Genomic DNA, 12,099 nt, shown 5'->3' with positions numbered 1-12,099 from the left:
GTGGGGCAGGGTCAGCTTTGCTTTCAAAACGTTCGCTATTGAAACTCGGTCTGGGCGCCTGCGCCTCAGCCGGCCTCTCCGCCGCACCCGCGCTCAGCTGGGCCAATCCGTTCAATTCGAACGACATCCGCACCGTCGCCCTGCACAACCTGCATACCGGCGAAATGCTGGAAGCGGTCTATTTCGAGCAAGGGGACTACATCCCCGACGTGCTCGAGGCGGTGAACCACCAGCTGCGCGACTATCGCAACGGCAAGGTGCATCCGATCAATCCGGGGGTCCTGGACCTGCTGCACGCGGTTTCCGAGCGCACGGAGTCGCGCGCCACCTTCCAGGTGATCAGCGGCTACCGCTCGCCCGAAACCAACGCCATGCTGCACGAACACAGCGGCGAGGTGGCCAAGAGGAGCCTGCACGTGCAGGGCATGGCAATCGACGTACGCTTGCCGGGCGTGGAGCTGCGCCATCTGCACGCCGCCGCCCTGAGCCTTGGCCGCGGCGGCGTGGGCTACTATCCCGGATCCGACTTCGTGCACATGGACGTGGGTCCGGTGCGCAGCTGGTCGGGGACCTGATCCGGACGCCGCGCAAGACCGTTCCGCAACCCCTCGAATTGTTCTAGGAACGGCATCATCCGCGCCGCTTGAGGCGGCGTGCAACGTTCAGGGTCGAGGGTTAGATGGCGCAGAAGCAGAGTGGCGGCGTAGGGGCCTTTGGCTGGACCCTGCTCGGCTTCCTGGCCGGCGTCGCCGCAACCCTGGCCATCCAGCTGATCATGGTCGGCCGCCCGCGCTCGGAAGAGCCTGAGGAAAGCGCCCGCCACGCCCCGGTGGTCTCCGTCACCCCCAAGCTGCCGGCGCCCAAGCCTAAGCCCAAGAAGACCGAAGCCGCCGCCTCGGCCGCGCCGCCCAAGATCGCCGCCGCCGAAGCCGACCAGGTCGCCGAGGACGCCGCCGCCACCGGCATGACCACCCGCGCCCGCCCGAAGAGCGATACGCCGCAGTAGGGGCGGCATAGTTTCCGTCTCTCATGGAAAATGGAGCGGGCCGAGCGCCCTAACCGCCGATCGCGCCGCCTATGGCCGCCGAAACGGTGTTCATCATGTTGGTGGTCTTGTTGCCGAAGGCGGAGACGCTGGTGACGATCACCAGGAAGATCAGGGCGCAGATCAGCCCGTATTCCACCGCTGTGGTGCCCCGCTCGTCGGCGAGGAAGGCCTTCAGAGACAGTCGCGAAGCCAAGCGACCAGCGGCACGTCGGCTGGCGGCATGGGATAGTCGCTCATTTTGCTGGGCTTCACCCACGCGACCGCCTCGTGTTCCTTGGCCTGGACCACGCCGTCCCATCGACGACACAGGAACAATGGCATGAGTAGGTGAAACGATTCGTAAGCGTGTGAGGTAAACACGAAGGGGGCGAGGCAGGCCTCCCGCACCTGGATGCCCAGCTCCTCGTCCAGCTCGCGGATCAAGCAGGCTTCAGGGCTTTCGCCCTGTTCGACCTTGCCTCCGGGAAATTCCCAGAGCCCCGCCAGCTGTTTACCTTTCGGCCGCTGGCACAGGAGAACCCGCCCGTCGGCGTCCACCAGAGCGGCGGCGGCCACCAGCAGGATCGGCTTTGGGCTATCGGCGGGGGCGCTCAGGAGCGGTAGTCCCCGTTGATCTCGACGTAGCGCTTGGTCAGGTCGCAGGTCCAGACCGAGGCGGATGCGCGGCCAACCCCCACCTCGACCGAGATCTCCAGTTCGGGCCGCTTCATGTAGGCGCTCATCTTGGCCTCGTCATAGGTCGGCGAAACCGCCCCTTCCTGGGCTGCGATCAGTTCGCCGAAGCGGACCCAGATGCGGTCGCGGTTGACCGGCTCGTCGGCCCGGCCCACCGCCATGACGATGCGGCCCCAGTTGGCGTCCTCGCCGGCGAGCGCGGTCTTGACCAGGGGAGATTCGGCGATGGTGCGGGCGATCTTGCGCGCCGAGGCCGCGCTCTCGGCCCCGTTCACGGTGATCTTGACGAACTTGGTCGCCCCCTCGCCGTCGCGCACCAGTTGGTGCGCCAGGTCCAGCATCACCCCTTCCAGCTTGTCGCGGAAATCGGCCAGCCGCCGGTCGCCGGCGCGGCTGATCCTGGGCGCGCCCGAGGCGCCGGTGGCGAACAGCAGGCAGGTGTCGTTGGTCGACCGGTCCCCGTCCACCGTCACCGCGTTGAAGGTCGATCGGGTATAGAGCGAGACCAGGGTCTGCAGCGCCGCCGGCGCGATCGCCGCGTCGGTGACGATGAAGGCCAGCATGGTCGCCATGTCCGGCGCGATCATGCCCGAGCCCTTGGCTATGCCGCCGATCTTGACCTTGACCCCGTCGATCTCGGCCTCGGCGAACGAGCCCTTGGGGAAGGTGTCGGTGGTCATGATCGCCGCCGCCGCCGTCGCCCAGTTGTCCTCCTTCAGCCGCCCCTCGATCTCGGCCAGGCGCGCGGTGATCTTGGCGTCGTCCAGCACCACCCCGATCACCCCGGTCGAGGCCAGCATCACGTCTCGCTGGCGACAGTCGAAGCGCTTGGCCGTCGCCGAGGCCACCCGCCGCGCCGCGTCTGCTCCTGGACGGCCGGTGAAGGAATTGGCGCAGCCGGCATTGACCACCAGGGCATGGACGTCATCGCCGCCGCTGGCTTCCAGCTGGCGCTTGCACCAGTCCACAGGGGCCGAGCCCACCCCGTGGCGGGTGAACACGCCGGCGCAGGCGGCGCCTTGCGGAAAGCGCATCACCAGCACGTCCTCGCGCGCCTGCTTGTAGAAACCGGCCCGCCCGGTCGCCAGCTCGCACCCACCGATCGGCGGCATGGCGGGAAACGGCACGGCCAGCGGCGATATCAGGGCGGCGTTGTTCTTGCCCGCCGTTGCGGCGAACTGCTGGCTGCCCTTCTCGGCGCGCTTCAGGGCCGCGTGCTTCAGCACCGAATGCAGCGGGTCCAGCGCCTTCTCCAGGGTGTGGCTGACCAGCTCGGCCGGCTTGGCCGCCACTTCGGCGGCGACCTCCAGGGCCTTGGCGGCCGGGTTGGCGCGGGGCGGCTTGCTCATGGCGTCTTCCTCTGGCTCAAAGCGCTTGCGGGCGTGATCATGGGCGCCGAACCCGGCTCGCGGCCGCCGCCCTGGACGGGGCCGATCAGCAGCTTGACCTGGCTCTGGCCGCGCAGTCTCTCAATCAGCGCCCGGACCTCGTCATAGGTCAAGAAGCGAACGATCTGGGGCCTCGCCTGCTCCAGGCTGATCGGCGCCTCGGGCCGGCGGTCCTCCAGCTTCAGCACAACCCAGCCGGCCTCGGCCTTGAACGGGCCGATCACCTGGCCGGCCTTGGCGGGCTTCAGCGCCGCGGCGTAGGCCGCCGGCATCACCTCGGCGGTGAAATAGCCGAGGTCGCCGCCGTTGAACTTCGTGGCCGTATCAGTCGAGCGCTGCAGGGCGAGGGCCTCGAACGAACCGCCCGCGGCAATGAGCTTCCTGACCGCATCAGCCTCGGCCTGGCTGGCCAGCACGATCTGGCGGGCGTGGAATTCCTCGGCCTGCTTGGCGAGCTTGAGCTGCTCCTGATAGAGCCCCTTGACCGCGCTGTCGTTGGCGGCCTTCTGGACCATGGCCTCGACCAGCATGTCGCCCAGAACCCGTTCGCGCGCCGCGGCCAGGCGGCGCTCGACCGCGGGGTCCTTGTCCAGGCCCCGCCTGACCGCCTCGGCGGCCAGGAGCTTCTGGTCGACCACCTCGTCCAGGGCCCGGTGAAAGGGTTCGGAGGAAACCTCCAGCGGCGCCCCCTCGGCGATCAGCCCCTCGCCGACCGCTTCGCGCCGGACGTCCGAGGCCCAGACCGTCTCGCCGCCCACGCTGGCCACCGCCTGGTCGCCGGGTTCGGGCGGCCCCGCCTTGTCGGCCTTGCGGCCGCAGGCGCCCAGCGTCAGGGCCGCGGCCAAAACCACCGACGAAATAAGCCGTCCTACCTGCATCCAAGCCCGTCTGGCCAAGGTCTCGGCCGAAACGCGGCCTGCCGTAAGGGCGCTTCCTAGCCAAGTTCTCCGCCCCGCGCCATGGTCACGCTTGCCGCGCCTGAGCCTGTGCGCGCAAATCGCCGCGTGAGCGCCGACAAGCCAAGGGAAGAGACATGAAACTCTACAATTCGATCGGGCCGAACCCGGCCACGGTTCGCATGTTCATGGCCGAAAAGGGCATGAAGCTCGACATGGTCGATGTCGACCTGATGGGCGGCGAGAACCGCCGCGCGCCCTATACCGGCAAGAACCCCGCCGGCCAGACCCCGGCCCTGGAGTTGGACGACGGCCGGGTGATCAGCGAGATCACCGTCATCTGCGAATATCTCGACGAGGTCGGGCCCGGCCCTTCGCTGATCGGCGAGACGCCGGAAGAGCGGGCGATCACTCGCATGTGGACCCGGCGCATCGACCTCAACATTTGCGAGCCCATGGCCAATGGCTTCCGCTTCTCGGACGGCCTCGGCCTGTTCCAGGACCGGGTGCACTGCATTCCCCAGGCCGCCGACGACCTGAAGGCCATCACCCGCGAGCGCCTGACCTGGCTGAACGGCCTGATCGCGGGCCGCCCGTTCATCTGCGGCGACAAGATCACCCTGGCCGACTGCCTGCTGTTCGCCTTCCTGGCCTTCGGCGCCCAGGTCGGCCAGCCCCTGGACCCGGCCAACAAGAACCTCGCCGCCTGGCAGGAGCGGATGAAGGCCCGGCCCAGCGCAGGCGCGTAGCGGGGTTCGAAGACCCTTCCCCCGGCGGGGGAAGGGGGCTCACCCTGCGTCACAACCCTTGCCCCCGGGGCCATGCAGGCGATATTGCGGCGCCGAAGAGCAGTCGCAAAGGACACCCCGGTGCGCACCACCACCCGCGACCTGCAGGCGATGAAGCGCCGCGGCGAGAAGATCGCCATGGTCACCGCCTACGACTATCCCTCCGCCGCCCTGGTCGACCGCGCCGGCCTGCCGGTGATCCTGGTGGGCGATTCCCTGGGCATGGTCGTGCATGGCCACGGGACCACCCTGCCGGTCAGCCTGGACGACATGGTCCGCCACGCCGCCGCGGTGGTGCGCGGGGCCGAGAGCGCCCTCGTCGTCGGCGACCTGCCCTTCCTGACCTATGCGACTCTGGAGGAGGCCGTGCGCGCCGCCGGCCGCATGATGCAGGAGGCCGGGGTCCAGGCGGTGAAGCTGGAGGGCGCCGGGGCCATGATCCCCATCGTCGAGCGCCTGGTCGCGCTGGGCGTACCCGTCATGGGCCACCTGGGCTACACCCCCCAGTCCACCAACGTCATCGGCGCCCGCGCCCAGGCCAAGGACGCCGAGGCCGCCCAGAAGCTCCTGGACGACGCCCTGGCCCTTGAGGCCGCCGGCGCCTTTTCCGTGGTGCTGGAGCTGGTGCCCAAGGCCCTGGGCGAAAAGGTCAGCCAGGCCCTGACCATCCCGGTGATCGGCATCGGCGCCGGGGTCGGCTGCGATGGCCAGGTGCAGGTCTGGCACGACATTCTGGGTCTTCTGCCCGGCAAGCCGCCGCGCCACGCCAAGGTCTATGCCGAGATCGGCGAGGCCATCGAAAAAGCGCTCAAGGCCTATAGGGACGAGGTCGCCGCCGGGACCTTCCCCACCGACGCCCAATCCGTCGCCGTCAAGAAGGGCTGAGCCGTGAAGACCCTGAAGACCATCGCCGAATTCCGCGCCGCCCGCGCCGCCTTCCCGCAGATGGGCGTGGTCCCGACCATGGGCTTCCTGCACGAGGGCCATCTGAGCCTGGTGCGCCGGGCCAAGGCCGAGTGCGGCGCGGCGGCGGTGACCATCTTCGTCAACCCGACCCAGTTCGCCCCGCACGAGGACTTCGGCCGCTATCCGAGAGCCCTGGCCCGCGACCTGGAGCTGGTCGAGGCCGCCGGCGCCGACCTGGTCTTCGCCCCCGACGTCTCGGAAGTCTATCCCGAGGGCTACGACGTCAAGGTCGAGATCGGCGGCGTGACCGACCGGCTGGAGGGCGAGGTGCGCCCGGTCCACTTCGTCGGCGTCGCCACCGTGGTGGCCAAGCTGTTCAACATCACCCAGCCGACCCGCGCCTATTTCGGCCAGAAGGACGCGCAGCAGTGCGTGGTGATCGAAAAGCTGGTCCGCGACCTGAATTTCCCTTGCCAGATCGTGGTCTGCCCCACCGTGCGCGAAGCCGACGGCCTGGCCATGTCCAGCCGCAACGCCTACCTGGACGAGACCCAGCGCCAGAACGCGCCGGTGCTCTATCGCGCGCTGAAAGCCGCCGAGGCTCGCTACGCCGCCGGCGCCCGCAACGCCGAGGCCCTGCGCGCCGCCATGCACACCGTCCTGGCCGAAGTCCCCAATGCGGGGGTCGACTATGTCAGCGTGGCCGACCCGGTGACCCTGGAGGAGCTGGATCAGGTGGCGAACGGCGCCCTGATTTCCCTGGCCGTGCGCTTCGGGGCCACACGCTTGATCGACAACATCCGGCTGTAGTTGAAAGCGGCCGTTCGCCGCCTCGACCACCCACGGTCCCGCTCCAGCCCCCGAAGCAGAGGGTGAAACCGATGACTAGGCCCGCCCGGTGACCTCGGCCAGGGCGGCGGCGACCTGGGTCACGTCGTAGGGCTTGCGGATCACCGGGGCGTCGAAGCCCGCCAGGTTGAAGCGGCTGTCGCCATAGCCGGTGGCGAACACGAAGGGCACGCCTCGCGCCGCCAGGGCCTCGGCCACCGGCATCACCGAGGCGCCGTTCAGGTTGGCGTCAAGCACCGCCGCGTCCAGGGGCTGGTCGACGAAGGTCATGGCCTCGTCCACGTCCGCGGCCGATCCGACGATGCTGGCGCCGGCTTCTTCCAGGCCCGCCTCGAGCTCCAGGGCCAGCAGAAGCGCGTCTTCCACGATCAGCAGTTTCAGCCCATCGATCCGCGCCGGACCGCCATAGGCCGGCATGACCGGCGCCTCGGCGGCCGCTTCCGGTTCGTTCTCGGGCTCGGGCTCGGGCGCAAGGGGCTGGGCGATGGCGCCGGCGGCAGTGCGGATCACCGCCGAGACTCCCTCGCGGCGGAAGTCCAAGGTCACTTCGCCGCCCAGCTCGCGGCCGGTGACTTCTTCCAGCAGCGTGGCCCCGAAACCGCGGCGCGCCCGCGGCGCGACCCGGGGGCCGAAGGACTCGTTCCACTGCAGCTCCAGCCCGCCGTCAGGCAAGGAAAGCCATCGCACGTCGACCCGGCCGGTTTCGACCGACAGGGCGCCGAACTTGACCGCATTGATCGCCAGCTCGTGCAAGGCCAGCGACATGGCCTGGGCCGCACGCGGGGTCAGGATCAGGTCCGGCCCCTCCCAGCGGGTCTGGCCGGGGGCGATGCCGCCGAGCTCAGCGGCGGCGATGCTGCCCATGCTGGCCCCGCGCCAGCGGGTGGCGGTCAAGAGGGCGTGGGCCGAGGCCATCGACTTCAGCCGGCCGCTGAAGGTCTTCAGGAACGCTTCCAGCGAGAGCGCCTTGCGCGCCGACTGGGCGGCCATGGACTGCACCGCCGACAGCACGTTCTTGACCCGGTGGTCCAGTTCGGCGACCAGGCCCTCGCGCTGCTCCTGCAGCATGCGGCTGGCCGTGATGTCCTGCACCAGTCCCACCACGCGGCCGGGATCGGCCTCGCCCGACCGCAGCAACACTCCCGTGCTGGACGCCCAGAAGGTCGAGCCGTCGGACGGCCGGACTATGCGGCATTCCAGCCGGTAGCGCCCGTCGGCCTCGATGCCCGTCTCCAGCGCCTGTACGGCCGCCTCGCGGTCGTCGGGGTGCATCACCGCGCCGAAGCCGCTCTTCCAGTCGCCCGGGATATGGTTGCTCGCGGCGCCCATCATGCGCCGCAGGGGCTCGCTGAGCGACACGGTTCCCGACGCCCGGTCCCATTCGAAGGCGCCGATGTCGGCGGCGTTCAGGACTTGGCCCAGGGCGCTGAAGTCGAAGGGATCGGATTTGCCGTCACGCACAGACGGCGCGCCGGCCTTTGCGCTGGAGTGGGAGGCGCTGGCGTTCACCGCCCGGGCCTCATGGCGAATCCTGTCCGGTCCGGCGCCCTTGGATGCCGCCGAAATTGACGCCCTTGGCATGGGAGCAGTTCATGCCGCATAGAAAACACCCTGCAACCGCAGAAAGAAAGCGCCTAACAGCACATCCGAAGACGCCGCCGTAAACTGACATATGTCAAAGCCAACCTAACACGAACCCAGGGGCGTGCTGACTTTTCTGGACCACACGCGCCAGTGTGTGCGTTATGTGTGGGCCTAGCCTTACAAACCCTCCGGAGACCTCCATGCCCGCGCCCAAGACCCCCGGAACCGCCGAAGTGGCGAACGCCGCCGAAGAAACCGTTCAGCAAGCCGAAAAGAGTTTCCGCGAACTGGCCGATCGCATCGAGAAGCTGGTCAAGGACGGGCTGGAGACCCTGCGGACCCAGAGCCGCACCTACGCCGAGGGCGCCGGCGAGCGGCTGGAAACGGCCCAGAAATACGTCACCGAGCACGTGCAGGAGCGGCCGCTGACCGCGACGGTCACCGCGCTGGGCGTCGGGGTCCTGATCGGCCTGCTGCTGGGCTCCGGGCGCCAGCGCTGATGCTGCAAAAGGCGATGATGGCCGCCGCCGCCCTGGCGGCCATGGCGGTGGCGGCGGCGGTGGGGGTGATCGCCCTCGCCTTCGCCCTCTACGCCCTGCTGCGCGACCTGATCGGACCGGCTGGCGCCGCCGCCTGCGTCGCGGCCGTCGCGGCGCTCGCCATCGCGCTGGCCGGCCTATTCGCGGCGCGTGGAGCCGACCAGCCGGAGGATACCGAAAGCTTCGGCTTGGCCGAGAAGCTCCTCGAACTGGTGCGCGACAAGCCGCTGGCCTCGGCCGGCGTCGCCTTGGCCGCAGGCCTTCTGGTGATGCGCAACCCGGCCGTGATCGGCGTGATTGTCCGCACCCTGCTGGAGGCGTGGCAAGCGCCGCAACCAAAGGCCAAGGGCCGCCGCAGCCGCAGCTGAAGCTTCCGTTACGTCGTGCGCGCGCCCGCTTGAACCCGGGCCGGCAAGCGTTCAAGAACGACTGGTCATGGATACCCGTTCGGGGCCCGGCCCCTCTGCTCTTCCTGTCCGACGCCGCTTCGATCTGCCGGCCCTGGGGCCGGACGCGCGCCTTGCGGCCGTCGAATTCGGCGATCCGGCCCGGCCGTTCGACCTGATCTTTCTGCACGCCAACGGCTTCAACGCGATGACCTATCGCGACGTGCTGGCGCCCTTGGCCGGGCGGCTGCATGTATTGGCGGTGGACCAGCAGGGCCATGGCGGCTCGCCCCAGCGCACGGCGATCGAAGGACGCACCAGCTGGTCCGACCTCAGCCTGGACCTGATCGCCCTGCTGGACCTGCTGGACGGGCCGCCCGTCGTTCTGGCCGGCCATTCCCTGGGCGGAGCGGTCTCGCTTTTCGCGGCGGCCCAGCGGCCCGACCGTGTGCGGGCCCTGGCGCTGTTCGACCCGGTGATCCCGTCCAAGGCCATGGTCGCCCAACTCCTGGCCGCGGAAGGCCAGTGGACCCGTGGCAATCCCCTGGCCGAAGGCGCCCTGAGACGGCGGGCGGTGTTTCCGAGCCGTCAGGCGGTGATCGACAGCTATCGTGGGCGTGGCCCCTTCAAGACCTGGCCCGACGCGGCGCTGGAAGGCTATGTCGAGGACGGGTTCGCCGAGCGGGACGATGGCCAGGTCGAACTGACCTGCGCCCCGGCCTGGGAAAGCTCCAACTTCCGCTCGCACGGCCATGACCCTTGGAGCTACATCGCCCGTCTGACCGTCCCGGTGACAGTGCTGCGCGCCTCGAACGGCTCGACCTGCAACCTGGTCAGCGAGGACGAGTTGCCGGACACGGTTCCGCGCAAGCATGTGGAGACTATCGCCGACTCCACCCATTTCCTGCCGATCGAGCGGCCGGACCTGACGCGGGCGACCCTGCTGGCCGCCTGCCTGCACAGCTGATCAGAGCGCCAGTCCAGGCGTGATCATGCCGCGCATGGCCGCCTGGGCCGCCTCGCTGATCGGCACGATCTTGCGCGCGTCGAGATCCAGGGTGATGGCCACCGCCTCGGACACGCCCCAGGGGCGGCCAGTGTTGGGATCCAGCATCCAGTGGACCATGCGCTGGGTGCGCGAATCGACGCCGGCGAGGCCCGAGCGGATCACCACCCGGTCGCCGGCCCGCGGCCAGTCCAGATAGGCCAGGCGATATTCCAGCACCGCCCCGCCGACCCGCGCCGGTCGCGTCTCAGCATGCTCGACCACGGCTCCGCGCAGGCGCGAGACCAGCCGCGGGATGCCGTCCGAGACCCGGCCGATGAAGCCGTCCAGCCCCATGCGGCCGAACACGTCGCAGTCCTGCTGCAGGACCGCCCCGGCGCTGATGGTGACGAGGTCCAGGGCGTCGGCCCGCGCCAGGCTGGCGGTGGTCTCGAAGGGTTCAAGGGCGATGCTGCGGGCGGCTGCGTAGTCGGGGACCGGCGCCGTCAGGCGCTCGGCGCGCTCGCGGATTCGCCGGGTCCAGGGAAACGGACGGCCGTCGCGGGGCGTGACGTGGCTGACCACGGTCTGGAAGGTGGCGGCCGGCTCGCCGGTCGTGGAGTGGGTCAGGACCAGCAGCAGACGGGCGTCGGTCTCGCCCATCTCCACCACGCTGCCCGTCATGTGCATGGGCGCCGGCGGGCGCGCCTCGCGCAGGAAGCGGATGTGCTGCTCGCGCACCAGCAGGGTGGAATCGGCGTCGGGGGAAAAGGCCTCGGGCATGCCCAGTTCTGCGGCCAGGCCGACCAGCCCCTGCATCGCCCGGGTGACGTAGAAGCGCACGTTCATGTGCCCCATCTCGTCGCATTCCCAGACGTTGACGCCGCCGCGCCAGACCTCGACGCCCGTGTCGTTGGTCATGGGAAGTCCCCTCGAGCCGCTCTTGCTTGTTTTGGCCGGGAGTAGAGGGGATCGGCGGAGCGCGCAAGCACGCCCCGCCTGCGGGCCGTCAGGCGAACAGCTTCGCCCAGCGGCGCTTCTCGCGGGTCTTCCAGGCGCCGCGGTGATAGGCGTCCGAGCCGATCAGCGGAACCACGGTGGTGGCCTCGGCGAACACCATCTGCTCGAAGGTCACGTCGACCTTGCCCCAGGAGCAGGCCTCCTTCAGCGTCGAGGACGAGCAGGCGCCGTCGCGCACGTCGGCGACGGTGATCTGCACCGCGTATTTGTGCATCTCGGCTTCCAGGCCCAGGATTTCGGCGCAGACCACGGTGTCCTGGGCGAAGTTCTTGGGCACCCCGCCGCCGACCATGAACAGCCCGGTGGTGCCGGCCGCGATCTTCACGTCGGTCAGCTCGCGGAAGTCGGCCACCGAGTCGATCGTCACATAGGGCTTCTTGGCCTTGATCCGCTCCACCTGGTGCTTGACCAGGCCGAAGCCAGCCGAGCTGTCCGTGAAGGCCGGGCAGAAGATCGGCGCGCCTTCTTCATAGGCGGTCTGGATCAGCGAGCCGGGCTTTTTCGCATTGCCCGCGGCCAGCCACTTGCCGATCTCCCAGATGAACTCGCGCGAGGAATAGGGGCGCGGCTCCAGGCTGTCGGTGATGTCCTTGATGGCGTGGTCGCACGCCTGCAGCTCTTCCTCGTCGATATAGGTGTCGTAGATGCGGTCGATGTAGAGCGCGCGCAGGTCGCGGTCGTCGACATTGGCCTGGGCCTGGTAGTGCTTGAAGCCGAGGGCCTCGAAGAAATCCATGTCGATGATCGAGGCGCCGGTGGCGACCACGGCGTCGATCATCCCGTAGCGGATCATGTCGCGATAGACGTGCATGCAGCCGGCGGCGCTGGTCGAGCCGGCGAGCGTCAGCCACACCGAGCAGTCCTTGTCCTCGATGGCCATGGACAGGATGTCGGCGGCCCGCGCGGTGTCGCGCGAGGTGAAGCTCATCTTGCGCATGGCGTCGATCACCGGCCTGGCGTCATAGGCGGCGATGTCGACATGCTCGACGGTCTTGGATAGCAGTTCGGCCTTACGGTTGGTCTCGGCGTTCATCT

At 69.1% G+C, this 12,099-nt stretch carries 15 protein-coding genes; 8 read left to right on the top strand and 7 right to left on the bottom strand.

The genetic code is table 11. The annotated features are described in order from the left end of the window. The first annotated feature begins 38 nt into the window (after positions 1-38). Together mepK and KCG34_RS21790 are read left to right on the top strand one after the other, a co-directional pair. Positions 39-575: a peptidoglycan L,D-endopeptidase MepK gene (mepK, locus tag KCG34_RS21795; protein ID WP_249138115.1), complete on the top strand. Its 537-nt coding sequence runs from the start codon at positions 39-41 to the stop codon at positions 573-575. A 104-nt stretch (positions 576-679) separates the two neighbouring features. Beyond that, entirely contained in the window at positions 680-1,006 is a 327-nt protein-coding gene (locus tag KCG34_RS21790) for a hypothetical protein (RefSeq protein WP_211937698.1), read from the top strand. Positions 1,007-1,055: 49 nt separating this feature from the next. Here the strand turns inward: KCG34_RS21790 and KCG34_RS21785 are convergent, their stop codons facing one another. Genes KCG34_RS21785 through KCG34_RS21770 form a run of 4 tightly spaced genes read right to left on the bottom strand, consistent with a single transcriptional unit; the run spans position 1,056 to position 3,962 of the window. Beyond that, positions 1,056-1,241 carry a Flp family type IVb pilin gene (locus tag KCG34_RS21785; RefSeq protein ID WP_249138114.1) on the bottom strand — a complete coding sequence of 62 codons (186 nt, stop codon included), beginning with the start codon at positions 1,239-1,241 and terminating at the stop codon, positions 1,056-1,058. Next, complete coding sequence (locus tag KCG34_RS21780) at positions 1,220-1,642, bottom strand: (deoxy)nucleoside triphosphate pyrophosphohydrolase (protein ID WP_211940930.1); 423 nt, start codon at positions 1,640-1,642, stop codon at positions 1,220-1,222. Before KCG34_RS21780 ends, KCG34_RS21785 begins: the two co-directional genes overlap by 22 nt. Next, a complete protein-coding gene (gene argJ / locus KCG34_RS21775; protein WP_211937697.1) occupies positions 1,639-3,072 on the bottom strand; it encodes a bifunctional glutamate N-acetyltransferase/amino-acid acetyltransferase ArgJ in 1,434 nt (477 codons plus the stop codon). The genes KCG34_RS21780 and argJ overlap by 4 nt, the downstream gene beginning before the upstream one ends. Next, the gene (locus tag KCG34_RS21770) at positions 3,069-3,962 is read right to left on the bottom strand and encodes a peptidylprolyl isomerase (protein WP_367576012.1); all 894 of its coding nucleotides are present in this window, start codon (positions 3,960-3,962) and stop codon (positions 3,069-3,071) included. The genes argJ and KCG34_RS21770 overlap by 4 nt, the downstream gene beginning before the upstream one ends. Positions 3,963-4,144: 182 nt before the next feature. On the opposite strand from KCG34_RS21770, the gene KCG34_RS21765 reads away from it, so the two are divergent. The 3 genes from KCG34_RS21765 to panC all read left to right on the top strand — a co-directional run bounded on the left by KCG34_RS21765 (position 4,145) and on the right by panC (position 6,511). Continuing rightward, positions 4,145-4,756 (top strand): glutathione S-transferase family protein, encoded by a 612-nt coding sequence (locus KCG34_RS21765; RefSeq protein WP_211937695.1) that lies wholly within the window; start codon positions 4,145-4,147, stop codon positions 4,754-4,756. Between the two features lie 120 nt (positions 4,757-4,876). Beyond that, on the top strand, positions 4,877-5,680 hold the full coding sequence (gene panB / locus KCG34_RS21760; protein WP_249138113.1) for a 3-methyl-2-oxobutanoate hydroxymethyltransferase: 804 nt from the start codon (positions 4,877-4,879) through the stop codon (positions 5,678-5,680). A 3-nt stretch (positions 5,681-5,683) separates the two neighbouring features. Further along, entirely contained in the window at positions 5,684-6,511 is an 828-nt protein-coding gene (gene panC / locus KCG34_RS21755; RefSeq protein ID WP_211937693.1) for a pantoate--beta-alanine ligase, read from the top strand. Positions 6,512-6,586: 75 nt separating this feature from the next. Here the strand turns inward: panC and KCG34_RS21750 are convergent, their stop codons facing one another. After that, positions 6,587-8,059 carry an HWE histidine kinase domain-containing protein gene (locus KCG34_RS21750; protein WP_249138112.1) on the bottom strand — a complete coding sequence of 491 codons (1,473 nt, stop codon included), beginning with the start codon at positions 8,057-8,059 and terminating at the stop codon, positions 6,587-6,589. Positions 8,060-8,334: 275 nt separating this feature from the next. Between KCG34_RS21750 and KCG34_RS21745 the strand changes: the two genes are divergently transcribed. From KCG34_RS21745 to KCG34_RS21735, 3 genes are all read left to right on the top strand, one after another. After that, the gene (locus KCG34_RS21745) at positions 8,335-8,634 is read left to right on the top strand and encodes a DUF883 family protein (RefSeq protein WP_211937692.1); all 300 of its coding nucleotides are present in this window, start codon (positions 8,335-8,337) and stop codon (positions 8,632-8,634) included. Continuing rightward, entirely contained in the window at positions 8,634-9,041 is a 408-nt protein-coding gene (locus tag KCG34_RS21740) for a hypothetical protein (RefSeq protein ID WP_211937691.1), read from the top strand. Before KCG34_RS21745 ends, KCG34_RS21740 begins: the two co-directional genes overlap by 1 nt. 67 nt (positions 9,042-9,108) lie before the next feature. Then, positions 9,109-10,026 carry an alpha/beta fold hydrolase gene (locus KCG34_RS21735; RefSeq protein WP_211937690.1) on the top strand — a complete coding sequence of 306 codons (918 nt, stop codon included), beginning with the start codon at positions 9,109-9,111 and terminating at the stop codon, positions 10,024-10,026. Here the strand turns inward: KCG34_RS21735 and KCG34_RS21730 are convergent, their stop codons facing one another. Continuing rightward, entirely contained in the window at positions 10,027-10,965 is a 939-nt protein-coding gene (locus tag KCG34_RS21730) for a thioesterase family protein (RefSeq protein WP_211937689.1), read from the bottom strand. Between the two features lie 88 nt (positions 10,966-11,053). Beyond that, positions 11,054-12,097 (bottom strand): 1,9-bis(guanidino)-5-aza-nonane synthase, encoded by a 1,044-nt coding sequence (locus tag KCG34_RS21725; RefSeq protein ID WP_211937688.1) that lies wholly within the window; start codon positions 12,095-12,097, stop codon positions 11,054-11,056. Between the last annotated feature and the right edge of the window lie 2 nt (positions 12,098-12,099).

The organism is Phenylobacterium montanum (assembly GCF_018135625.1).
Lineage (GTDB): Bacteria > Pseudomonadota > Alphaproteobacteria > Caulobacterales > Caulobacteraceae > Poindextera > Poindextera montana.
Note: the sequence above shows the minus strand (reverse complement) of the source record. Positions and strands in the feature narration are given on the sequence as shown.

Coding starts and splice junctions, on each gene's coding strand:
- KCG34_RS21790 (WP_211937698.1), top strand. CDS start 680: ATGGCGCAGAAGCAGAGTGGCGGCGTAGGGGCCTTTGGCTGGACCCTG.
- argJ (WP_211937697.1), bottom strand. CDS start 3,072: ATGAGCAAGCCGCCCCGCGCCAACCCGGCCGCCAAGGCCCTGGAGGTC.
- KCG34_RS21765 (WP_211937695.1), top strand. CDS start 4,145: ATGAAACTCTACAATTCGATCGGGCCGAACCCGGCCACGGTTCGCATG.
- KCG34_RS21745 (WP_211937692.1), top strand. CDS start 8,335: ATGCCCGCGCCCAAGACCCCCGGAACCGCCGAAGTGGCGAACGCCGCC.
- KCG34_RS21740 (WP_211937691.1), top strand. CDS start 8,634: ATGCTGCAAAAGGCGATGATGGCCGCCGCCGCCCTGGCGGCCATGGCG.
- KCG34_RS21735 (WP_211937690.1), top strand. CDS start 9,109: ATGGATACCCGTTCGGGGCCCGGCCCCTCTGCTCTTCCTGTCCGACGC.
- KCG34_RS21730 (WP_211937689.1), bottom strand. CDS start 10,965: ATGACCAACGACACGGGCGTCGAGGTCTGGCGCGGCGGCGTCAACGTC.
- KCG34_RS21725 (WP_211937688.1), bottom strand. CDS start 12,097: ATGAACGCCGAGACCAACCGTAAGGCCGAACTGCTATCCAAGACCGTC.